Source organism: Microcystis sp. M015S2 (genome assembly GCF_020245945.1).
Lineage (GTDB): Bacteria > Cyanobacteriota > Cyanobacteriia > Cyanobacteriales > Microcystaceae > Microcystis.
Genome location: NZ_JADBTX010000027.1, coordinates 16,430 through 38,030 on the forward strand (window position 1 = coordinate 16,430; position 21,601 = coordinate 38,030).

Below are 21,601 nucleotides of genomic sequence, written 5' to 3' on the forward strand. Positions count from 1 at the left end.
AGAAGCCGATATGCACCTAAGTGAAATTACTCATCCCAACCAGTTACATGGTTTATCACTCCGTCAATTAGAAGATATTGCCCGTCAGATTCGCGAAAAACACCTCCAGACGATCGCCGCTACCGGTGGACATTTGGGACCCGGGTTAGGAGTCGTAGAACTAACGATCGCCCTTTACCAAACCCTCGATCTCGATCGCGATAAAGTCCTTTGGGACGTGGGACACCAAGCTTATCCGCACAAACTCCTCACCGGCCGCTATAACGATTTTCACACCCTGCGCCAAAAAAACGGCGTTGCGGGCTATCTAAAACGTTGCGAGAGCAAATTTGACCATTTTGGGGCTGGACACGCCTCTACGAGCATTTCTGCGGGGTTAGGAATGGCTTTAGCCCGGGATGCCAAGGGGGAAGATTTCAAGGTGGTATCGATCATCGGGGATGGCGCTTTAACCGGGGGTATGGCCCTAGAAGCGATTAACCATGCTGGACATTTACCGAACACCAACATCATGGTTATCCTCAACGATAACGAGATGTCCATTTCCCCGAACGTCGGGGCAATTTCCCGCTATCTCAATAAAGTTCGTCTTAGCGAACCCGTCCAGTTTATCGCCGATAATCTCGAGGAACAATTGAAAAATCTACCCTTCTTCGGTGACTCCCTCACTCCCGAAATGGAACGAGTCAAAGAAGGAATGAAACGGTTAGCAGTTCCCAAAGTTGGCGCAGTGATTGAGGAATTGGGCTTTAAATATTTTGGCCCGATTGATGGTCATAATATTCCCGAATTAATCGCCACTTTTAAACAGGCCCATAAGGTCCACGGACCGGTTTTCGTCCACGTTGCCACCGTTAAAGGCAAAGGCTACGAATGGGCCGAAAAAGATCAAGTGGGTTATCATGCCCAAAATCCCTTTAATTTAGCCACGGGTAAACCGATTCCCTCCAGTAAACCGAAACCTCCCGCTTATTCCAAAGTTTTCGGGCATACTCTCACTAAATTGGCGGAAAATGACCCGCGCATTATCGGTATCACCGCCGCTATGGCCACCGGGACGGGATTAGATAAATTTCAGGCAAAACTACCGAAACAGTATATCGATGTGGGAATTGCCGAACAACACGCCGTTACTCTCGCTGGTGGTCTTGCTTGCGAAGGAATGCGCCCGGTTGTCACTATTTACTCTACTTTCCTGCAGCGGGCTTTTGATCAGATTATTCATGATATCTGCATTCAAAATCTACCGGTTTTCTTTTGTATGGACCGGGCCGGTATTGTCGGGGCCGATGGACCGACCCACCAAGGGATGTACGATATCGCCTATCTGCGTTGTATCCCCAATATGACCATTATGGCCCCGAAAGATGAGGCAGAACTGCAAAGAATGGTGGTGACGGGGATTAATCATACCAGCGGCCCCATTGCTATGCGTTACCCCCGGGGCAACGGTTTAGGGGTTCCCCTGATGGAAGAGGGGTGGGAGGCTTTACCCATCGGTAAGGGCGAAATTCTCCGCAGTGGTGATGATATTCTCCTGTTGGGATACGGCACGATGGTTAACACTTCCCTACAGGTGGCCGAAATCCTCAGCGAACACGGTATCGAAGCCACAGTGGTTAATGCCCGTTTTGTCAAGCCCCTTGATACAGAACTTATCTTTCCCCTTGCCCAACGTCTTGGTAAGGTGGTGACTTTAGAAGAAGGTTGTTTGATGGGTGGTTTTGGTTCTGCGGTTTTGGAAGCTTTACAGGATGCTAATATTCTAGTTCCGGTCAAGCGTTTCGGGGTTCCCGATAAATTAGTCGACCACGCAACACCAGAGGAATCCTTCGCTGATTTGGGTTTAACCAGTCCCCAGATTGCCCAACAGGTTTTAGCGGCATTTTTTAGCCAAAAACAAACCGCTAAGGTTGGTTAAAATCTAGAGATTAGCTTGTCCAGTTTTCCCGAAAAATTAGGGAAGACTGGTTTTTTTTGGTCTAGATAGTCAATGAAGACTGCCGGCAATAAATAGTGAGGGGAACGAACCACAGAGACACAAAGGACACAAAGATCGATCACTACTATAGAAGTTAAATTTATCACACAAAGAATAGGAGAGTCCAGTAGCTTTAAGAGCATCAGCCATGAGTTGGTCATCAATGACAGTGTTAGTTCTCATAGTATCCCTAGTTGTGTATAGTAGATTAAACCTCTTGCATAATTAATTTGTGAGGGTTCAAAAATGAGAAAAAAGGTTAAATTTTGTCAAGAAATTGCTTAAAGTTTTCTAAAGCAACTTGACTTAAAGACAGAATTGTGCATAGTAGAAGTAGGCGGAGAGAAGATTGGACGATTACAAGCAACTGAATTACCTATGGAAAACCAACTTTGGCAGCGAATCACCCTCGATTTAAATATCTGTCATGGTAAACCTTGCCTTCGAGGATTGCGTTATCCTGTTGAATTTATCCTAGAATTACTTAGTTCTGGCATGAGTATCGAAGATATTTTAGCCGACTACGATGATTTGGAACGGGAGGATATTCTAGCGGCGTTATTGTTTGCCACTCGATTAACTCAGGTAAAAAGCATCTACCAAATTGCACCATGAACTTTTTAGTCGATGCCCAATTGCCAGTTCGTTTAGCCCGTTTTTTGCAAGCTGCTGGTCATGATACAATTCATACTAAAGATTTACCCCAACAAAATGCCACGACAGATGCAGAAATTAACGCTCTTTCAATTCAACAAAATCGTATTGTTATTACCAAAGACACAGATTTTCTCGATTCATTTTTGATTAGTCAAGAACCTTATAAGCTTCTGCTAGTGACTACGGGTAATATTACGAATGTTGAATTAGAAGCATTATTTCAGAATAATTTACCTCAAATAAAAGCACTTTTTACTCAACATTCCCTAATAGAAATGAGTCGCAACTCAATCATCGTTCATCAATAATTTTACCCGGAGTGCTGTGTATGGTTTCATCAGTTCATCGTATGGCTTCTGGCGTTGAAACAAATTTTGTTTTAGAGCTAACCTTCGAGCAAGAGCAGAATGGGAGGATATGTCAACCATGTTAAGCACTGATCTAGAGATAAGACTAGCAACTTTAGAAGCTGAAGTAGCACTGCTTAAGCGTTTGCTACCTACTGTCAGCGAAACTCCCTGGTGGGAAAAAATTGTCGGCACTTTTGCTGACGATCCGGTTTACGAAGAGGCAATGCAGTTTGGTCAAGAGTACCGCCAGTCTCTAAAACCTTTAGCCGAGGAAGCATCCGAATCCTGAAATGTATCTCCTTGACACCGATCATATTAGTATTCTCGATCGCGGGGGACAACCGGCACAACAATTGCTGAAAAAGCTGGCTGCTATTACGAGCAGCAAAGTTGCCACCACAATTATCACCTACGAAGAACAAATGCGGGGATGGCTCAGTTACATAGCCAAGACCAATTCGATTGAAACCCAAGTTGTTGCCTATCGAAGGCTAGAAAAGCACCTCGCTAATTATCGCACGATTCCCATTGTCGGCTTTGATGAAAAGGCAGGTCAAGTTTTTCAAGAACTTCGGGTAACTTACCCTCGTTTGGGTTCGATGGATTTGAAGATTGCTGCTATCTCAATGGTTAATCAGGCTATCCTGCTGACGCGAAATCTCTCAGATTTTGGGCAAATTGCCGGTTTAAGAGCAGAAGACTGGACGATTACAGGCAACTGAATTACCCAGAGAAAAACAACTTTGGCAGCGAATCACCCCCAGAGATAATTTATGTTTGTTTTTATAAATGCACGTCATCAGCTATCGAAGACTACGAGAATTTACGAATAAACACGCTGATTCCCGAATAGCTTTAGAGAATTGGTATAAAATTGCCAGTCAAGCGATTTGGTATAATTTAGTTGAGGTTCAAACAGTATTTCCTAAAGCAGAAGCAGTTGGTAACTTTACTGTTTTTAACATTAAAGGGAATAGTTATCGTCTCATAACCAGTATCGATTATCAGAAGCGGCTAATTTATATCAAGTATGTTTTAACTCACGCTGAATACGATAAGGAGCAATGGAAAAATGACCCTTACTTTTAATCCAGAAAAATACAAAGAATTACTAGCTCGCCATTTACCTAAAGTTATTAAAACAGAGGAAGAAAATGAAAAAGCTTTGGCTATTGTGGAAGAATTAATGCACCGTCAGCATCGAACTCCCGAAGAAGATGAACTTTATGAGCTTCTAATTTTTTTAATTGGGAATTTTGAAAAGAGCTTTTATCTACAAGAATCAACCACGCCTCATTCTATGTTAGTGTTTTTGATGGAGCAGCAAGGCGTTAATAAGAAAGACATAGCCAGAATCCTTGGCTCTGACAAAATTGCCTCGAGTTTAATTGAGGGAAAAGGGTCAATTACCCAAGAACAGGCGAAATTATTAGGACATTTCTTTCATGTAGATTATAGTTTGTTGATGTAGATGCGTTAACTTCGGACTTCTGACTTCGGACTTCTGACTTCGGACTTCTTTACCGTCCCACCCGCCAAATTTTGATAGTTTCGTCATCACTCCCACTAGCTAAATAGCGGCCATCGGGACTATATACCACTGAGTAAACCGGACTAGAATGACCAGTAAGGGTACGCAATTGTTTTCCCGTTGCTACCTCCCAAATTTTGATAGTTTTGTCCCAACTCCCACTGGCTAAATAGCGGCCATCGGGACTATATACTACTGACCAAACCACCTTAGAATGACCAGTAAGGGTACGCAATTCTTTTCCCGTTGCCACCTCCCAAATTTTGGTAGTTTTGTCACCATTCCCACTAGCTAAATAGCGGCCATCGGGACTATATACCACTGACCAAACACTACCAGAATGACCAGTAAGAGTACGCAATTGTTTTCCCGTTGCTACCTCCCAAATTTTGATATTTTTGTCACCATTCCCACTAGCTAAATAGCGGCCATCGGGACTATATACCACTGATAAAACTGGGCTAGAATGACCAGTAAGAGTACGCAATTGTTTTCCCGTTACTACATCCCAAACTTTGATAGTTTTGTCCCAACTACCACTAGCTAAATAGCGGCCATCCGGACTATATACCACTGAGTAAACCTCCCCATAATGACCAGTAAGAGTACGCAATTGTTTTCCCGTTGCTACCTCCAAAATTTTGATAGTTTTGTCATTACTACCACTAGCTAAATAGCGGCCATCGGGACTATATACCAGTGACGAAACCGTATCAGAATGACCAGTAAGAGTACGCAATTGTTTGCCCGTTGCTACCTCCCAAATTTTGATAGTTTTGTCACCACTCCCACTAGCTAAATAGCGGCCATCGGGACTATATACTACTGATCGAACTGAGTCAGAATGACCAGTTAGGGTTTTATCGAGAAAACTATGTTCTGAAATTTTTTTTCTTGTGGTGAGTTTATTGGTGGGTGAGTTTATTGGTGCAATTTGAGGATTTACTTCTTGACTTTTAAAATAACCGTAACCTTGAGTTATTCCTATTCCTAATAACAAAACGCCACTGAGCGCTATTAATCCATTTCTCAGATTATTATTTTTAACCAGTTGTGCCGGTGTTTTTTTGGGTACAGCTACGGGTGAAACCGGCGGAGAAGGATTAATCTTAGGAATAACCAGCGGTTGTTTTTGAGTTACAACAGGCTGCGGATTTGGTGGTGGTGGAGATGGTCTATTAGGAGTTATAGTAGGTAACTTTAATTGCCTTTCAATCTCATCCAAACGCTGTAAAATAACCCTAGTATTAGCCGGTCTATTCTTTGGCAATCTTCCCATCAACTCGTCAATAAAATCCAACAATAACGGGTGAATATTTTCCGTTTCTTCTCGCCAAGGTAAAACATCATTAATCGGATCATAAATTTCTAAGGGATGTTTTCCGGTTAATAAATGTACAAAAGTTCGTCCTAAAGCATGAAAATCTGATTGAATCACTGCTTGGCCATGTTGTTGTTCATTGGGTGTATATCCGGCAGAGGTAATACCTGTTACTTGTTGACCTTTTACCTTTTGGTGATAGGTTTGGGTTTCTTCCCTTGCTGTGCCAAAATCAATTAACACCAACTCGCCACTATTCCGCAGCATGATATTAGGGGGTTTAATATCACGATGCAGCCAGTTCTGTTGATGAATTTTATCGAGAATTAAAGTAATTTCTCTCAGCCATTTTAAGGCTCGTTTTTGACTTAACTTATCATACTGCTTTAGCCACTGTTCTAAATTAATCCCCTCCACTTTTTCCATAACTAAACAGTGTAATATTTTCCCCTCCCTCGTGGCATATTGAAAATAGGCATCTGCGCGAGGAACACCGGTGACATTTTGATGACTCAACTCCAATAAAACGTCATATTCCCGTTTAAATAATTCCAATGCCTTCGGTTCATTATTCCATTTTTCTTGTAATACCTTGAGGATTTTGGCTGTAAAACCCTCAAAAACCTCATAAACAACCCCAAAACCAGTCGTATCACTCAATAACCGACTTACTCTATATTGACCATTTAACAACAATTGAGAGCCGCAACTTTGACAGTAACGAGTATTCGAGTTATTATTACTCGGATGCTCCGGTTGAGAACAATCGGGATTAATGCAGTAACAGGGTTTCATCTCGGCTATTTTATCGGGTGAATAATTGAAGGTTCCCTTTACCTGTCTTTGATAGCATTTTATCATAAGTAAGCTGGTTATAATTAAATTAAAAATGGATTTTGCCTTTAATCCCCCCTTGATCCCCCCTTAATAAGGGGGGCATCTGATAATTTTTAACGCCTACCTACTTAAGTAAGCTAAAACGGATTTTAACCGCCTATCCTTAAATTAGCTGAATCTCTCCCAATCCCTTTACTGTTGCCTTTTGCCTTTTGCCTCTTGCCTATCCTTAAATTAGCTGAATCTCCCCCAATCCCTTTACTGTTGCCTCTTGCCTATCCTTAGACGATGATTATTTTTCTGGTGCGAAAAGCTCACTCTTGAAAAAGGGGACAATTATTAATTATTATTAAAAGTGTATTTACTAATTAACCAAAATACCAGTGAAACTAGCTCAAGCTCAGACGATATTAACAGACACTTTAACCGTATTTTGGGGAGAATGGCTAGATTTACGCGCGAGAGTCCTTCAGATCGCCGCCACAGGTTTAGTTTCTCCCCTAATCTATATTATCGGTTTCGGGTTGGGGTTGGGAAGCGCCCTCGATCGCTCGATGAAACCCTCGCTCGGCGATTCCTATCTAGAATTTATTTTACCCGGAATGGTGGCCCTGTCCTCAATGGCGATCAGTTTCGGGGGAACCACCTTTTCCATCTGTGGCGATCGCTTATTTAGTAAAACCTTCGAGGAATTATTATTACTTCCCGTCCATCCCCTCTCATTATTTTTAGGCAAAGTTTTCGCGGGAATTTTGCGCGGTGTAATGACTTCTGCATCAGTGATTCTCGTTGCTATCTTATTTACAGGAAAATTTGTCAGTTTTCTCAATCCCCTCTTTTTATTAGTTTTAATCTTAAATTGTGCCGTCTTTGCCGGTTTAGGGGCAATTGTCGGATTGCGAGTTAAATCCCTCGAAAGTGTCGGTCTCTATAATAACTTTTTAATCGTGCCGATGTCTTTTTTAGGAGCAACTTTTTTCGATCCCCAAACCTTACCCTGGCCATTAAAAATTATTGTTTATTCCTTACCCCTCACCTATGCTAGTCTGGGATTAAGAGCCGCAGCCTACGATATTAGTCAATTTCCTTGGTTCGCTATCCCTATTTTATTAATCGTCGCTATTCTTCTCTCGATTGTCGGTGCTTATCAATTCTCCCATCAACGGGATTGAATCAGTGATCAGTAATCAGTAATCAGTAATCAGTTATCAGTTATCAGTTATCAGATTTAAGTATTCGGTGAACAGTATTAAGTGGCAAGTTTTGAGCTTTATTTTCACGGATTACTGTTTACTGTTTACTGATAAAAGCAAAAAGCTCCTGACTCCTATCTCCTGACTCCTGACTCCTGACTCCTTTTTCCCTTGAATAAATATATCCTTTTTTATAAACCCTACGATGTATTATGTCAGTTTACTGATGAAAATGGTCGCTCGACTTTAAAAGATTATATTCCCATCCCAAATATCTATTCTGTCGGTCGTTTAGATAGGGACAGCGAGGGATTATTATTACTCACAGATAACGGTCAATTACAGCATCGTTTGGGTCATCGTCAATTTGCACATCCGCGCACCTATTGGGTACAAGTCGAAAGAATTCCAGACCTAAACGCTTTAGAAAAATTGCGTCAAGGTCTTCCTATTCAGGATTATCGCACTCGACCGGCAATAGTTAATTTACTAGATTTTGAACCAGATTTACCCCCCAGAGAGCCACCGATTCGTTATCGAAAATCTGTCCCCACCGCTTGGTTAGAAATTACCTTAACTGAGGGGAGAAATCGTCAGGTAAGACGGATGACGGCAGCCGTTGGTTATCCCACTTTAAGATTAATTAGAACAGCCATTACTATTGACAAAAACAATAAATTATGCTTAACAGGATTACAACCCGGTCAATGGCGAGAAGTGACTGAAAAAGAGAGAAAAGCCTTAGAAAAATTGTAGATCAAATTATTGATAAATCAGCCTAAATCTGGCTATTACAAACTGATTATTTATTCCCTCTTTTGCCTTTTGCCTCTTGCCTTTTGCCTCCCCTGATATGTAGCCTATACTCAACGGATTTAGTATCAGCTATCGATGCTCATTTTTAAAAACTTCAAACACCTGCCGGCTGAAATATTTTAACTTATCAGCCACCTTAGCAGAAGGTTGATAATTGCCGACTAATTGCCAATTTTCCACCGTAGATAGTCGCCAAGCGGTTCCTTGATGGTTAAAAGCCTGCATTTCTAAGCCAATCAAACGCTGATGCTGATCCTCGCTATCGAGATGAAAACGAATTTGTACCAGAATACTGCGCCCTTGAATTCTGGGACTCCAGCCGGGAAAATGGAAAGCGATATCGATCGAGTCGGGGTCCGTTAACTCCCTTGTGTGGGGATCATTGCGCCAAGGTTTCAGATCTGCCTTTGCATCGGGGAATTGTTGTTTAAACAGGTTGACGAGTGTGGCGATCTTCGCCGTTAATTCTAATCCTTTTGCCTGTTCCGACGCATTCATGCTCACCTCTGATAATTGCTTATAAAGTAACTATTTATACAGTTTAGCCCTGCTTTTTGCGACTATTGGAACAATTATAACGATATTTTCTCGATCGAGTCCAAAATGCCGCACCTGTCAATCAAGATAGCCGCTGCCAAAAAGACAAAATCAAAACTAAACTAGAAAATAGGATAATCGACAGGAACAGTATTTTCTATGAATCCCCAAGAGTCTCTATTACAATCGATCGAAAAATTAGGCTATCGGGTTACGGTGGGTGATGTGGCGGCAAAATCGGGTTTAGAGATTAACGCCGCACAACAGGGATTATTAGCTTTAGCGGCGGAAGCGGGGGGACATTTACAGGTAGCAGATACGGGGGAGATTATCTATCTTTTTCCCGAAAATTTTCGGTCAATTCTTCTGAATAAATATTGGCAATTGCAGTTAAAAGCTTTCGCCAGTAAAATCTGGAAAGTAGTTTTTTATGTTATTCGCATTTCCTTTGGCATTGTTTTAATTATTTCGATTTTAATCCTCTTGTTTGCTATTCTGGCGATCCTGATAGCTTCAATGTTTAAAGATAGTGACTCGGATAACAATTCGGGAAATAACAACATTAATATTAACTTCTTTCCCACGGACTTTTTCTGGATTTTTTATCCCGATTTTGGTAATAACTACTACGAAAAAAGAGATAGGGAAGTTAAGGCAGAAAAACCCCCTAGTAAGATGAATTTTCTCGAGTCAGTTTTTTCTTTTCTTTTTGGCGATGGCGATCCTAATTTTAATTTAGAGGAGAGACGCTGGCAAACTATCGGTAAAGTAATTCAAAATAATCGTGGCTCGATTATCGCTCCACAAATTGCCCCCTATCTCGATAGTATTACCCCCAGTCAGGAGGAGACAGAAGATTATATACTCCCAGTTTTAACCCGCTTTAATGGATTGCCGCAAGTGTCCGATCGAGGCGATATTATCTATTATTTTCCCGATCTACAGGTGACAACCAAAGAGAGAAAAGTACAAGCATTGTCACCCTATCTAAGGGAAAAACGCTGGAAGTTTAGCGAAGCAGATAGCGGTCAAATTATCTTAGCTTTAGGTTTAGGGGTGGTTAACTTTATCCTCGCTTTAGTTTTAGGATATTTGCTCAACAGTGATAGTGTTGATTTGAGCGGTTCTCTGGGGTCGATAGTCACAGGGATCTACGGTTTTCTCCTCAGTTATGCCGCTGCTTTTTTGGGGATTCCCCTCGGTCGTTATTTCTTTTTGCAGTGGAGAAATGAGCGGGTTAATCAACGCAATCAACAGCGAGAGAAAAGAGCAGATCTATTAGCCCAAAATAATCCTGAATTAGAACAAAAACTTGCCTACTCTCGTCAATTTGCTGACCAAAAAGTGATTAGGGATGCTGATATTAGTTATTCTACGGATCAAGACTATCTCGAACAAGAGATCGAGCGCTCGGATAAAATCGATCGAGAATGGCAAAAACGCTTAGAATCGCCCGATTCCTGACTCCTGACTTGAAAGAGGGTGTAGGGTGTAGGGTGTGGGGTGTGGGGTGTAGGGTGTGGGAATTATGAATTATGAATTATGAAGTGGGGAATGGGGAAGTGGAGTAGTGGGGTATTGGGGGAATTTCAACTAAAACCCCAACACCCTAAAACCCTAAAACCCTAAAACCCTATCTCCAGACGACCGACGACCGACGACCGACGACCGACTCCTAACCCCAGCAACAAACTTTTTGCCGCAAACCCTAACTTAAACGATCGAGAGTGCGATACTGAATTGCTTCGGCAACGTGGGAACTTTTCAGCATTTCACTATCTCCTAAATCGGCAATGGTGCGGGCAACTTTGAGAATGCGATCCATTGCTCGGGCCGATAAACCCAATTTTCGGATTGCCCCTTCTAAAATATGGCGACTGCTATGATCAAGAGCGCAAAAACGCCGCAAATGCTCGGAATTCATCTCCGCATTAGAGCGAATCCCCGTATTTTGAAAGCGATCGCTGGCCTTTTGTCTGGCCCTTTCTACCCGTTGCCGCACTTGCTCAGAAGCTTCTCCCCGACTCTCTTGGGTCATTTCTTCTGGTTTCAGGCGATTTACCGTCACTTGTAGGTCAATACGGTCTAAAAGCGGCCCCGATAATTTCGCCCAATATTGTTCCCGTTGTCGCGGGGAACAGCTGCAGGGTTGCACCGAATCGCCGTAATAACCGCAGGGACAGGGATTGGTGCTGGCTACCAGGGTAAAACGGGCCGGAAAAGCGACGGAAAGACGAGTGCGAGAAATGCTCACATAACCATCCTCTAGGGGTTGCCGGAGATATTCCAAGACACTGCGCTTAAATTCCGTTAATTCGTCCAAAAATAAAATACCACGGTGGGAAAGGGAGATTTCCCCCGGTCGGGGATAAGTGCCACCTCCCACCAGTGCCGCTCCGGAAGCGGAGTGATGGGGACTGCGAAAAGGACGCTCGCGCACCAGGGAACCTCGATCCTTCAGTAATCCGGCGACGGAATGAATCTGGGAGACTTCTAGGGATTCGGCAAAGGTAAGCTGGGGCAGAATTCCTGGTAAACGTCGCGCTAACATGGTTTTACCGCTGCCCGGCGGCCCGACAAAAATTAGGTTATGACCTCCAGCTGCGGCAATTTCCAGGGCCCGCCGGCCAATCGCTTGGCCTTTGACATCCTTGAGATCGGGGAGATTTACCCGCGATCGCCCGAACTCCTCGGCAGCGTTAAAAGTCATCGGTGAATGGCGATCGGGTTCATTTAAGAAATTTACCACTTCCGATAGATGACGAAACCCATACACTTGTACGCCTTTGACCACGGCTGCTTCTTTGGCATTATCGGCGGGAACCACTAAACCCTTGATCCCCATTTTTTCGGCGGCAGCAGCAATGGGTAAAACCCCCGCCACGGCACGCAAACTACCATCGAGGGATAATTCGCCTAAAAAGAGAAAATCCCCCAATAAATCGGCTTCTACCTGTTCGGAGGCTCCTAAAATGCCGATACTAATCGGTAAATCATAAATCGGCCCCTCTTTGCGGATATCGGCGGGACTTAAATTGATGACAATTTTGCGGATGGGAAAGGCAAATCCGGCATTTTTTAGGGAAGCTTTTACCCTTTCTTTCGATTCCTGCACGGCGGTATCGGGTAAACCCACCACGGCAATTCCGGGTAATCCCCCCGATACATCCACCTCTACCCCGATTTTAATGGCATCGATGCCGATAATTGCCGCACTCCAAACCCTTGCTAACATTTTGGCTCAAGTAAAAATAAAGTGAGTTCTTAGGAAAATGAAACAGGATGTTAGGCTAGTTTTCCGCATAAAAATGATTTTATCTGGGAATTTACCCTGAAAATCAGCCTATTTCTCGGGATAACCTAGCCAGAAAAGCTGAGAGCTTAATGGTATAGTTGAAAAAAAAAGCAATTTGTCTATGAGCGAGACTATTTTTAGCAAAATTATCCGTAAAGAAATTCCAGCCTCGATCGTTTATGAAGATGATCTGGTTCTCGCTTTTCGAGATGTTAATCCCCAAGCACCCACCCATATCCTCATTATCCCCAAAAAACCGATTCCGAAACTAGAGGAAGCCAGCGAAAGCGATCGAGATTTATTGGGACATTTGTTACTAACTGTTAAAAAAGTGGCCGCCGAAGCTAAATTAAGTCAAGGTTATCGAGTAGTGATCAATAATGGGGAACATGGGGGTCAAACCGTCGATCATCTTCATGTCCATCTCTTAGGCGATCGCCCAATGGCTTGGCCTCCGGGTTAAACTCCTGTTATTTTCCCGTATTTTTGGGCAATTATAGGGCTAGAAGCGTTCTTTTCCGAGTCGGTCTTCTCGATGTTAAACCCATGAATAGGTCTATTTCTGCGATCGCATTAGCCAGCACTCTGCTGTTATTTCCCTTCACCCCTACGACTCTCGCTCAATCGGAATGCTTTCTCCAAAGAGCAGATGGACAACACATAGATCTTAGCCGTCTCTGTGGCAGTTCATCCAGAAATAGGAAAAATTCCCCGCAAGTTTATCAGCTACCGATTCAACGCCGGGTTAACGGCATTCCCACGGTGATGGTAGTTTTTAATCACCGTCACTATTATGAAATGCTTTTTGATACAGGTGCTAGTGGTATCGTCCTCACCGATGCCATGGCGAAGGCGATGAAAGTCAAACGGGAAAAGGAAGTACTCGCTCATACCGCCGGCGGTGTCGTTACTGTGTATCTTGGTCGCATTAATTCTGTTAAAGTTGGCGAGGTGGTTTTATCTAATCAGATTGTTGGTATTTCTCCCCAAATGGAAGGATTAGGACTCTTGGGACAAACCTTTTTTGGTTCCTATGATGTCACGATCAAAAAAGATGTGATTGAATTACGTTATCGTTGATAAGTAGCTGGTTATAATTAAATTAAAAATGGATTTTGCCTTTAATCCCCCCTTGATCCCCCCTTAATAAGGGGGATGTCTGAAAACTTTTATTTTAACACCTACCTACTTAGTCTCAGGGGAAAAATTATCGCTTTCCTGATTCTAATCTAAAGTTCCTCGCTGTATTTGTTCCCGTTCGATCGCTTCAAATAAGGCCCGGAAGTTGCCTTCTCCAAAACCTCTAGCGGCATGACGTCGCTCGATTAATTCAAAAAAGAAAGTCGGCTGGGAAAAAATTGGTTTAGTGAAAATTTGCAGTAAAGTTGGCTTTTCTGGGAGGGAATGACTATTTTGTTCAAAATCGATGAGAATTTCCCTTTTTTTTATTTCTGACCATTCCCAATCAGCAATATTAAAATCTTTTTTTTGATAGTTAATTTGTTGATAATAACTGTCGGGAACTGATAAAAATTCTACTTTTCTTTCTTTTAATTTTTGAGTTAAGTTTACAATATTTTCTGTTTTTAAAGCAATGTGTTGAATGCCAGATTTTTGATTAATATCTAAAAATTCTTGAATTTGAGAACTGTTACTATCTGGCTCATTAATCGGTAATTTTAATTCGGTTTTGGGGTGAACAAGTACCTGGGAATAAAGACCAGAACGCTCCGTTTTAATAGTAAAAGTTTGCCTTTTTTTAAAGCCTAAATTTTCCTCGTACCAATTGGCTGTTAACTCTAAATTCCCTTGAAAAACATTTAAAACTAAGTGATCAATTGCCAGAATATCCTGATTATATTGTTCCCTACCATCGTATTGAATCAGATGAGGATCGGCTAAAATTGGCGTGATTCCCTGCCTTTCAATTAACGTATGTTTGAGATTAGCAATGCTAGAGATTTGACAGCTTTTTATCTTACCCCTAGCCAAAACAGTTTCCTGAATAAAAATATCCTGTTTAATTTTCCTAGCTAAACTGTCTAAATCCTCTACTTGAAAAGCTACATCCGCCACCCCTTCAGGATATTTACTTAAAAATTCCGCCACGGGACTAAGGGAATTTAAGGGAGAAGATAAGATAAAAATAATCTGTTTAGTTTTATCTTTTTGGATGCCATTGCCAACTATTTCCGTGTGTGTGTGGAGATTAACTAAACTTGCGATCGCCTGAAAATCCATCACCCGCACAAACCAATCTCGCCATTTTTTGGCCGATTCTACATAAAAATGAATATGATCAACAAACATAGATAAAGTCAAAAAAAGGGTTTTTTCAGTGAGCAGTAAACAGTGAAAATAAAACTCCGAACTTGCCACTTAATGCTATTCACTGATAACTGATAACTGATAACTGATAACTGATAACTGAAAAAGCTGATGACTAAAAAAAGAGATGACTATCGGGTTGAATATTAATTTCCATGGGGACGGCTTGGGGTTCAGCATTCATGGCAAAATAGATAGCATCGGCGGCGGTTTGAGCGGTTAACATTTTAGTGCGATCAACTTTTAAGCTCACCTGATCCCAAAAAGGAGTATCGACACCACCAAAATAGAATAAAGTCATTTTAATACCATAGCGTTTTAACTCATCGGCCAAACATTTACTAAAACCGACCACCCCGTATTTAGAAGCACAATAAGCGGCAGCCATAGCCATAGAATGCTTACCTAAAATTCCCACCACATTACAGATATGACCGGCTTTATTTTCCTTCATCACATTAGCGGCAGCCTGACAGGTATAAAAACTCCCCTTCAGATTGAGGTCGAGCATTTTATCTAAATCTTCCGGCGTGATTTTATTGTATTGTTTCATCACACCGGCTCCGGCCGCATTAACCAACACATCCAACCGGCCGTAATGGGAGACAATTTTTTCCATCAAAGTTTCTACCTGGGTTGGATTGGTGATATCCGTCGGCACAATTAAAGAGGGACAAGGCAACTCACTCGCTAAATTAGATAAATTATCGGCATTTCTGGCTACTAATACGAGTTTATGACCATTAACAGCTAGTTTACGCGCTAAAGTGGCACCGATCCCCCCCGTAGCACCGACAATCAGGACAACTTTTTCGCTCATAATTATTGATAATTCTTTACAAATCTTATTGTAAACTGTTCCGACTGGAAAATCATCGCTAGTCCCAACCCCTTGATTAAGGGTTAACCAACTTCTGATAGGATAAACCGTGACAATGTAAAGAAATTTTTATGACTGTACTGACCGAAGGAATTGCGCCCCACGGTGGGCAATTAATTAATCGTATTGCTACCGCTGCCGAAAAAGCAGAATTTCTGGCCTTAGCTGAAAAACTACCGCGAGTTTCCTTAGATGAACGAGCGCTCTCGGATTTAGTTATGATTGCTATTGGTGGTTTCAGTCCCCTCAAAGGCTTTATGGAACAGGACGACTACGAAAAAGTCGTCGATGATATGCGTCTAATCAATGGTTTACCCTGGGCAATTCCCGTGACTCTTTCCGTTAGGGAAGAAGTGGCGGATCCCCTCAAAGAAGGCAACTGGATTCGTTTAGATGACAGCGAAGGCAACTTTGTCGGAGTCCTAGAACTAACCCAAAAATACCGTTATAATAAGGCCCACGAAGCAGTTAACGTCTATCGTACCGACGACCAGAAACACCCCGGGGTAAAAGTCCTCTATGAACAGGGAGAAATTAACCTCGCAGGTCCAATATGGTTACTTCAGCGCGATCCTCATCCCCAGTTTCCCAAATATCAGATCGATCCTCTGCAATCGCGCAAAATGTTCCACGAAAAAGCTTGGAAAACGATTGTCGGTTTCCAAACCCGTAATCCCATCCACCGGGCCCACGAATACATTCAAAAATGCGCCCTAGAAGTGGTAGATGGTTTATTCTTGCATCCCCTTGTCGGCGCTACCAAAAGCGATGATGTGCCGGCCGATGTGCGGATGCGTTGCTATGAGATCATGATGGATAAATACTTTCCCCAAGATCGCGTTATTCTGGCTATCAACCCCTCAGCTATGCGTTATGCTGGCCCCCGGGAAGCAATTTTCCACGCTATTATCCGTAAAAACTACGGTTGTACCCATTTTATCGTCGGTCGTGACCATGCCGGAGTCGGAGACTACTACGGAACCTACGATGCTCAGTATATCTTTGATGAGTTCGAGCCGGGGGAATTGGGAATCGTGCCGATGAAGTTTGAACACGCTTTCTACTGTACCCGCACTTCAGGAATGGCAACCACCAAAACTAGCCCCAGTTTACCGGAAGAAAGAATCCACCTTTCGGGAACGAAAGTCCGGGAACTGCTGCGCAAAGGAGAATTACCACCTCCGGAATTCTCCCGTCCAGAAGTAGCTGCCGAATTAATCCGCGCCATGCAAGGATCATGAAGATAACTAGGCGAGAATTTATCCAGCAGACAGGTTGGGGGTTGCTGACTTTGGCGATTAGTCAAGGAACCCTTAACCGTCATTTGGCTGCTCTCGCCGCCCCCAATCCCCGAAAATTGGCTCTTTTAGTCGGTATTGACCAGTATGGGGCGAATATTCCGCCGCTGCCCGGCTGTCTTACCGATGTGGAGTTACAAAAAGACCTTCTCCGTTATCGTTTTGGCTTTCAGGATGCTGATATAGTGACTTTAACGGGACAACAAGCCAGTCGAGAAGCGATCAAAGCGGCTTTTTTAGAACACCTGATCGCCCAAGCCAGGTTGGGGGATGTGGTAATTTTTCACTTTAGCGGTTATGGCAGTGTTGGGGCCGGAAAAGAGGTTTTTATTGCTGCGGATGGGGCAGAAAATGCTTTACTTAAGGAAAATATCCTGCTGATGGCTCGCTGTCTAGCTACGGATAAGTTTAGCTTGATTTTTGATAGTAGTCATCTCCCCCAACCTCAGCCCTATCTCGGTAATCTTCGCGTTCGTTCCTATTCTAAAACCATTACTGATCTTAACCCCGCCGAATTAACTTTCGCTGCCGATATTAAAACCCGTTTTAACCTCAAAAATAAGCCTAGTAACGGCGTTATTCTCGCTGCCGCTAAACCAGAGCAAATCGCCCTGGAATTGAGCGGTAATAGCCCCAATGCCGGCTTATTCACCTATGATCTCACCCAGTATCTCTGGCAAGCTTGCCCCAGTCCGACAATTGCGATCGCTTTTCCCCATCTCCGTAATCTTGTCGCTAGTCACAGCAGTGAACAACAGCAGCCGGCAATCCTAACCAGTAATCAAAAAAATAATTCTGCGCCGCCCTATCATACAACGTCAGAAAAGTCAAGGGGTGGGGCAGCAATTGTTACAAATCTTATTGATGAACGCACCCTAGAAGTCAATCTGGTCGGCCTGCCCTTAGAAATCCTAGAAAATTACGGGATTAACTCCTGTTTAAGCTTTATTGAGGCGACTGGGGAGGAAATCAGCCTACAAATTCTCTCCCGTCAGGGTTTAAAAGCCAAAGCCCAGTTATTATCAGCAACCGCCTCCCTAGAAACTGGACAGATTCTAGAGGAAAAATTGCGGGTTTTTCCGGGTCAAATCGGCTTAATCGTCGGTTTGGATAGTAACTTAACCCGGATTGAACGGGTAGATGCCACCAGTACCTTTGCCAGTTTGCCCGATGTGGCCGCCGTGGTTAACATTGGCGAACAAACGGTAGATTGTCTCTTAAGTCGAGTTGGTGGCGAAGAAACTGGCAATTATCAGTTATTATCTGCCAATGGCTCCCCAATTATCGGTAGTTTAGGGGCGGCCAACGAAGCGATTAAATCGGGGATCAAACGACTGCAATCGCAACTAGAAACCCTGCTGGCCCGCAAATTGTGGCACTTGTTGATCAATCAAGAATCCTCCGGTTTAGCCGTCATTGTCACCCTGGAAAGCCTCGATCAAACCTATATCTCGACGCTCCAAACCCAAAAAATACCGGGTAGCAGGGGGGCTAATATCGCTAAAAACGACTTAATTCTGCCCGTCGGGACGGAAATTCGCTATCAAATTGAGAATCAAGAAGAACAACCCCTCTACGCAATGATCCTTGTCCTCAACAGCGATCGCCAGCCGCTTTTATACTGTTTCCGTCCAGAAAACCCCGATAATTTCACCGATTCCAGCCCATTAGCCCCCTTTGTCGTGGCCGCCAAAACCAAGGCCACCATCCCCAATGACCGCCAAGGGCATTGGAAAATTAGTCAACCCAAGGGCATCAGAGAAAATCTACTGATCCTCAGTCGCCATCCTTTCCCGAACACCTTGACCCTTCTCAATGCCACTCAAAGCCTCAAGGGAGAAGCCACCCAACTGCTCACCCTGACTAACCCCCTAGAAATAGCCAGAGCTTTCTGGAGCGATCTAAAATTAGATTTAGGCTTAAAAATGGATAGTTCTGGCAGTGTAATTGATGAATACGCCTTTGATCTAGGAACTTGGTCAGGTTTCCGGTTTATTTATCAAGTTATCGACTAAATCGATAGAATAATTCTATGGAATCCTTGAAAAGAAAAGGTTAAAATCCTAACACAGCTACCCCTAAATTTTCCGATGAATCTTCTGCCCCGGACAACCCAAAGCCGCCTCAAAAAAATTCCCCAAATTCCCAGTGTTTGGGAAGGAGATCGTCGTGCTTTATCCTTATCCGAGAGAATGCCCCGGGCCACCTTAGAACCAAATCAAGAAAGCGGCGGCGAGTGCGTGATCTGGGTGGATGGTAGCGAGGGCTGTGTACGCTCTATGGAAGTAGTTTCCCCCGAAACCGGGCCGGAGGCCATGGTCAGAACCTTAATCCGCGCCATCGAAACACCGCAAAGTCCCGCCCGGCCAGCCAGACCGAAAAAAATTATCGTCCGCGATCGAGAAACACAGTTTTTTCTGCGCGGAGTACTGCAAGATCTCGATATCACCATCGATTATGTCCCCAGTTTGCCCCTGATCGATGATCTCTTTCGTGGATTCGACGAATTCCAAAATAACCGCCCCCCGGCAATTCCTCCCGCTTGGCAGTCCGCTTTAGTGAAAACCGCTCACGAAATTTGGAAAGCTGAACCCTGGTCCTGTTTAGCCGATTACGATATTTTGCAAATTAAGCTCGATCGCTCCGATTTCCCGAATCTTTACGCCTGTGTCATGGGAATGCTCGGTCGGGAATACGGAGTCATTCTCTATCGTTCCCTAGAATCCCTCAAACAATTCCGGCAGTCCGCTTTAGAAGAAAAATCGATGGAAAGATTAGAAAAGGCCTTTCTTTCCCAAGATTGCTGGTTTTTAAGCTACGAATTGGCCGATGATGATGAGGATGATGATGAGGATGACTACGATCTAGCCTCGGCCGCCCCCTCCCAAATCCATCCAGTTTTCGGCAGCGTGCATCCCTACGAAGGTATTCGCCCCTATTTAGATGAAGAAGAAGCAATCACGGTATATTTAGCTTTAATAGCTCTGTTGCGCTTTTTTAAAGGCAATCAATCCGCTTTATCCGAAGAACCGATCGGAGAATTACAGCGTCGTTTTCGCATTCCCATCGATCCCGAACAAGCAAAAGGGGAAACCGTGGCGGTGACAGTAGCCACGATGCCCGATCTATGTGCGGAATTTATGCAACTCTTAGAGGAGGAGGAGGACGACGACGACGATGATGAGGATGATGAGGAAGAATCCGTACTCAAGGAGAATCTAGTCCCTGATAATGCACATCTGAGTCTGGGAATGGTTCCCTGGCAATTATTAGATAAAATTCGCAGTCGTCCAAAAGTCCATTATCAACCCCAATCCGTACCCACAAAAGGAGAGGGTTTCCCCGTGGTTATGATCCAGACCTCCCGACCGAAAGCCAAGGAACTGATCGAAAAAATCGAACAAGCTGGCGGTTTGGCGGCCATTGGTTTTAACCCCGGCGAAGATCCCCTCGAAGATACCCGTTATGATCTGGGGATTCTGAAAATGGCTAATGGTGATCTCTATCTGTTTGGGGAATTTGAGGAAGACGATCCCGACCACCGTAACGCACGCCGCAATTGGCAAAAACGCATCAAAAATACCGAGGGTTATTGTGGTTTGATTATTGCCATGGGCGTAACCGGTTCCTCCTGCGGTAATCCCCAATTAAACGATATGTTAGCCCTCTACGAGGCAAAATCGATCGATAGTAAAGATTTAGACTTGGGAGTTTTGACTCTTATGCCTCACTTCGGTTAATTTGAACCGGCAGCGACGGAGCTTTTTTCAGTGAACAGTAATCAGAAAACTCAAATCTGATCACTGAAATCCCCAAAATTAAGCGACAATGTAAAGTAAGGTAAAATTTTCTGGACAAATTCTTAATTATGGTGTTATTCGGATTCGGAAAAAAAGTAACTTTGCCCACAGCAAGGGAAGCACTACCCGGGCGATCGGAAAAAATGCCCGTACCTAGCGGCCACTACGTTAACGGTCATCCTTTGCAGCCCCCCTTTCCCGCCGGTATGGAAACCGCAATGTTTGGTTTAGGCTGTTTTTGGGGAGCAGAGCGCAAATTTTGGCAATTAGAAGGTGTTTACACCACGGCCGTAGGTTATGCGGCTGGTATCACCCCCAATCCCACCTATCAGGAAGTGTGTACCGGCATGACTGGGCATAATGAAGTGGTCTTAGTGGTCTATGATCCCAGGGTGATTTCCTACGAACAACTGTTAAAGGTTTTCTGGGAAAGTCATAATCCCACCCAAGGAATGCGTCAGGGTAATGATACGGGAACTCAGTATCGATCGGGTATCTATACTTATAGTCCCCAGCAAAAGCAATTAGCGGAAAAATCTCGATCGATCTATCAAGAAGCTCTCAATAAAGCGGGCCATGGTCAAATTACCACGGAAATTATCGACGCACCTGAATTTTATTATGCTGAAGTTTATCATCAGCAATATTTAGCGAAAAATCCCGGCGGTTACTGTGGTTTAGGGGGAACGAAAGTGGAATGTCCGATCGCTCTTGATCTGAAGTTAAATTAAGTAGGGTTAGCCGTCAGTTATCAGTTATCAGTTATCAGTTATCATT

General features: G+C 43.6%; 22 protein-coding genes. 16 read left to right on the plus strand and 6 right to left on the minus strand.

All coding sequences use genetic code 11. The features are described from left to right. Positions 1–10: 10 nt before the first annotated feature. Positions 11–1,921 (plus strand): 1-deoxy-D-xylulose-5-phosphate synthase, encoded by a 1,911-nt coding sequence (gene dxs, locus IM473_RS05995; RefSeq protein ID WP_287657907.1) that lies wholly within the window; start codon positions 11–13, stop codon positions 1,919–1,921. 69 nt (positions 1,922–1,990) lie between these two features. Here the strand turns inward: dxs and IM473_RS22490 are convergent, their stop codons facing one another. After that, positions 1,991–2,164, minus strand: a complete 174-nt coding sequence (locus tag IM473_RS22490; RefSeq protein ID WP_002797375.1) for a type II toxin-antitoxin system VapB family antitoxin — start codon at positions 2,162–2,164, stop codon at positions 1,991–1,993. Positions 2,165–2,359: 195 nt separating this feature from the next. Between IM473_RS22490 and IM473_RS06000 the strand changes: the two genes are divergently transcribed. The 6 genes from IM473_RS06000 to IM473_RS06025 all read left to right on the plus strand — a co-directional run bounded on the left by IM473_RS06000 (position 2,360) and on the right by IM473_RS06025 (position 4,459). Further along, the gene (locus tag IM473_RS06000) at positions 2,360–2,596 is read left to right on the plus strand and encodes a DUF433 domain-containing protein (RefSeq protein ID WP_002758607.1); all 237 of its coding nucleotides are present in this window, start codon (positions 2,360–2,362) and stop codon (positions 2,594–2,596) included. Continuing rightward, positions 2,593–2,946, plus strand: a complete 354-nt coding sequence (locus tag IM473_RS06005; RefSeq protein ID WP_002777887.1) for a DUF5615 family PIN-like protein — start codon at positions 2,593–2,595, stop codon at positions 2,944–2,946. The genes IM473_RS06000 and IM473_RS06005 overlap by 4 nt, the downstream gene beginning before the upstream one ends. Before the next feature lie 118 nt (positions 2,947–3,064). Then, positions 3,065–3,277, plus strand: coding sequence for a hypothetical protein (locus tag IM473_RS06010; RefSeq protein WP_149977555.1), 213 nt, complete (start codon positions 3,065–3,067; stop codon positions 3,275–3,277). Position 3,278: 1 nt separating this feature from the next. Next, positions 3,279–3,710 (plus strand): type II toxin-antitoxin system VapC family toxin, encoded by a 432-nt coding sequence (locus IM473_RS06015; RefSeq protein WP_287657908.1) that lies wholly within the window; start codon positions 3,279–3,281, stop codon positions 3,708–3,710. A gap of 67 nt (positions 3,711–3,777) precedes the next feature. Continuing rightward, positions 3,778–4,077: a type II toxin-antitoxin system HigB family toxin gene (locus IM473_RS06020; RefSeq protein ID WP_002797368.1), complete on the plus strand. Its 300-nt coding sequence runs from the start codon at positions 3,778–3,780 to the stop codon at positions 4,075–4,077. Beyond that, positions 4,061–4,459: a helix-turn-helix domain-containing protein gene (locus tag IM473_RS06025; RefSeq protein ID WP_287657909.1), complete on the plus strand. Its 399-nt coding sequence runs from the start codon at positions 4,061–4,063 to the stop codon at positions 4,457–4,459. Before IM473_RS06020 ends, IM473_RS06025 begins: the two co-directional genes overlap by 17 nt. A gap of 49 nt (positions 4,460–4,508) precedes the next feature. Here IM473_RS06025 and IM473_RS06030 read toward each other — a convergent pair whose 3' ends face one another. Continuing rightward, positions 4,509–6,635, minus strand: a complete 2,127-nt coding sequence (locus tag IM473_RS06030; protein ID WP_287657937.1) for a serine/threonine-protein kinase — start codon at positions 6,633–6,635, stop codon at positions 4,509–4,511. A gap of 425 nt (positions 6,636–7,060) precedes the next feature. Between IM473_RS06030 and IM473_RS06035 the strand changes: the two genes are divergently transcribed. Then, positions 7,061–7,849, plus strand: a complete 789-nt coding sequence (locus tag IM473_RS06035) for an ABC transporter permease (RefSeq protein ID WP_287657911.1) — start codon at positions 7,061–7,063, stop codon at positions 7,847–7,849. 192 nt (positions 7,850–8,041) lie between these two features. Beyond that, positions 8,042–8,626 carry a pseudouridine synthase gene (locus IM473_RS06040; protein ID WP_002793040.1) on the plus strand — a complete coding sequence of 195 codons (585 nt, stop codon included), beginning with the start codon at positions 8,042–8,044 and terminating at the stop codon, positions 8,624–8,626. Between the two features lie 129 nt (positions 8,627–8,755). On the opposite strand, the gene IM473_RS06045 is transcribed toward IM473_RS06040, so the two are convergent. Beyond that, positions 8,756–9,184 (minus strand): Tery_1686 family protein, encoded by a 429-nt coding sequence (locus tag IM473_RS06045; protein ID WP_002798813.1) that lies wholly within the window; start codon positions 9,182–9,184, stop codon positions 8,756–8,758. Between the two features lie 198 nt (positions 9,185–9,382). Here IM473_RS06045 and IM473_RS06050 point away from each other — a divergent pair, with 198 nt between their 5' ends. Further along, on the plus strand, positions 9,383–10,687 hold the full coding sequence (locus IM473_RS06050; RefSeq protein ID WP_287657912.1) for a hypothetical protein: 1,305 nt from the start codon (positions 9,383–9,385) through the stop codon (positions 10,685–10,687). Positions 10,688–10,931: 244 nt separating this feature from the next. Here the strand turns inward: IM473_RS06050 and IM473_RS06055 are convergent, their stop codons facing one another. Beyond that, positions 10,932–12,458 carry a YifB family Mg chelatase-like AAA ATPase gene (locus tag IM473_RS06055; RefSeq protein WP_287657914.1) on the minus strand — a complete coding sequence of 509 codons (1,527 nt, stop codon included), beginning with the start codon at positions 12,456–12,458 and terminating at the stop codon, positions 10,932–10,934. Between the two features lie 181 nt (positions 12,459–12,639). Between IM473_RS06055 and IM473_RS06060 the strand changes: the two genes are divergently transcribed. Beyond that, positions 12,640–12,981 carry a histidine triad nucleotide-binding protein gene (locus IM473_RS06060; RefSeq protein WP_149989075.1) on the plus strand — a complete coding sequence of 114 codons (342 nt, stop codon included), beginning with the start codon at positions 12,640–12,642 and terminating at the stop codon, positions 12,979–12,981. Between the two features lie 83 nt (positions 12,982–13,064). Next, positions 13,065–13,598: a retropepsin-like aspartic protease family protein gene (locus tag IM473_RS06065; protein ID WP_287657916.1), complete on the plus strand. Its 534-nt coding sequence runs from the start codon at positions 13,065–13,067 to the stop codon at positions 13,596–13,598. Between the two features lie 144 nt (positions 13,599–13,742). Here the strand turns inward: IM473_RS06065 and hppD are convergent, their stop codons facing one another. Both hppD and IM473_RS06075 read right to left on the minus strand, forming a co-directional pair. Beyond that, a complete protein-coding gene (gene hppD, locus IM473_RS06070) occupies positions 13,743–14,828 on the minus strand; it encodes a 4-hydroxyphenylpyruvate dioxygenase (RefSeq protein WP_287657919.1) in 1,086 nt (361 codons plus the stop codon). 133 nt (positions 14,829–14,961) lie between these two features. Next, complete coding sequence (locus IM473_RS06075; RefSeq protein WP_002757862.1) at positions 14,962–15,666, minus strand: SDR family oxidoreductase; 705 nt, start codon at positions 15,664–15,666, stop codon at positions 14,962–14,964. Between the two features lie 131 nt (positions 15,667–15,797). Here IM473_RS06075 and sat point away from each other — a divergent pair, with 131 nt between their 5' ends. The 4 genes from sat (at position 15,798) to msrA (ending at position 21,555) form a co-directional block, all read left to right on the plus strand. After that, the gene (gene sat / locus IM473_RS06080) at positions 15,798–16,967 is read left to right on the plus strand and encodes a sulfate adenylyltransferase (protein ID WP_002803711.1); all 1,170 of its coding nucleotides are present in this window, start codon (positions 15,798–15,800) and stop codon (positions 16,965–16,967) included. Continuing rightward, on the plus strand, positions 16,964–19,039 hold the full coding sequence (locus tag IM473_RS06085; protein ID WP_287657921.1) for a caspase family protein: 2,076 nt from the start codon (positions 16,964–16,966) through the stop codon (positions 19,037–19,039). The genes sat and IM473_RS06085 overlap by 4 nt, the downstream gene beginning before the upstream one ends. Before the next feature lie 75 nt (positions 19,040–19,114). Next, positions 19,115–20,764: a DUF6930 domain-containing protein gene (locus IM473_RS06090; protein WP_287657922.1), complete on the plus strand. Its 1,650-nt coding sequence runs from the start codon at positions 19,115–19,117 to the stop codon at positions 20,762–20,764. 128 nt (positions 20,765–20,892) lie between these two features. Beyond that, a complete protein-coding gene (gene msrA / locus IM473_RS06095; RefSeq protein ID WP_287657923.1) occupies positions 20,893–21,555 on the plus strand; it encodes a peptide-methionine (S)-S-oxide reductase MsrA in 663 nt (220 codons plus the stop codon). Positions 21,556–21,601: the final 46 nt, after the last annotated feature.

What these genes read in the sequence shown, in the direction of transcription:
- hppD (WP_287657919.1), bottom strand. Translation starts at nt 14,828, where the DNA reads ATGTTTGTTGATCATATTCATTTTTATGTAGAATCGGCCAAAAAATGG.
- IM473_RS06090 (WP_287657922.1), top strand. Translation starts at nt 19,115, where the DNA reads ATGAATCTTCTGCCCCGGACAACCCAAAGCCGCCTCAAAAAAATTCCC.
- IM473_RS06025 (WP_287657909.1), top strand. Translation starts at nt 4,061, where the DNA reads ATGACCCTTACTTTTAATCCAGAAAAATACAAAGAATTACTAGCTCGC.
- IM473_RS06050 (WP_287657912.1), top strand. Translation starts at nt 9,383, where the DNA reads ATGAATCCCCAAGAGTCTCTATTACAATCGATCGAAAAATTAGGCTAT.
- IM473_RS06000 (WP_002758607.1), top strand. Translation starts at nt 2,360, where the DNA reads ATGGAAAACCAACTTTGGCAGCGAATCACCCTCGATTTAAATATCTGT.
- IM473_RS06005 (WP_002777887.1), top strand. Translation starts at nt 2,593, where the DNA reads ATGAACTTTTTAGTCGATGCCCAATTGCCAGTTCGTTTAGCCCGTTTT.
- IM473_RS06075 (WP_002757862.1), bottom strand. Translation starts at nt 15,666, where the DNA reads ATGAGCGAAAAAGTTGTCCTGATTGTCGGTGCTACGGGGGGGATCGGT.
- sat (WP_002803711.1), top strand. Translation starts at nt 15,798, where the DNA reads ATGACTGTACTGACCGAAGGAATTGCGCCCCACGGTGGGCAATTAATT.
- IM473_RS22490 (WP_002797375.1), bottom strand. Translation starts at nt 2,164, where the DNA reads ATGAGAACTAACACTGTCATTGATGACCAACTCATGGCTGATGCTCTT.
- IM473_RS06045 (WP_002798813.1), bottom strand. Translation starts at nt 9,184, where the DNA reads ATGAATGCGTCGGAACAGGCAAAAGGATTAGAATTAACGGCGAAGATC.
- IM473_RS06030 (WP_287657937.1), bottom strand. Translation starts at nt 6,635, where the DNA reads ATGAAACCCTGTTACTGCATTAATCCCGATTGTTCTCAACCGGAGCAT.
- IM473_RS06020 (WP_002797368.1), top strand. Translation starts at nt 3,778, where the DNA reads ATGCACGTCATCAGCTATCGAAGACTACGAGAATTTACGAATAAACAC.
- IM473_RS06085 (WP_287657921.1), top strand. Translation starts at nt 16,964, where the DNA reads ATGAAGATAACTAGGCGAGAATTTATCCAGCAGACAGGTTGGGGGTTG.
- IM473_RS06010 (WP_149977555.1), top strand. Translation starts at nt 3,065, where the DNA reads ATGTTAAGCACTGATCTAGAGATAAGACTAGCAACTTTAGAAGCTGAA.
- IM473_RS06065 (WP_287657916.1), top strand. Translation starts at nt 13,065, where the DNA reads ATGAATAGGTCTATTTCTGCGATCGCATTAGCCAGCACTCTGCTGTTA.
- IM473_RS06015 (WP_287657908.1), top strand. Translation starts at nt 3,279, where the DNA reads ATGTATCTCCTTGACACCGATCATATTAGTATTCTCGATCGCGGGGGA.
- IM473_RS06055 (WP_287657914.1), bottom strand. Translation starts at nt 12,458, where the DNA reads ATGTTAGCAAGGGTTTGGAGTGCGGCAATTATCGGCATCGATGCCATT.
- IM473_RS06060 (WP_149989075.1), top strand. Translation starts at nt 12,640, where the DNA reads ATGAGCGAGACTATTTTTAGCAAAATTATCCGTAAAGAAATTCCAGCC.
- msrA (WP_287657923.1), top strand. Translation starts at nt 20,893, where the DNA reads ATGGTGTTATTCGGATTCGGAAAAAAAGTAACTTTGCCCACAGCAAGG.
- dxs (WP_287657907.1), top strand. Translation starts at nt 11, where the DNA reads ATGCACCTAAGTGAAATTACTCATCCCAACCAGTTACATGGTTTATCA.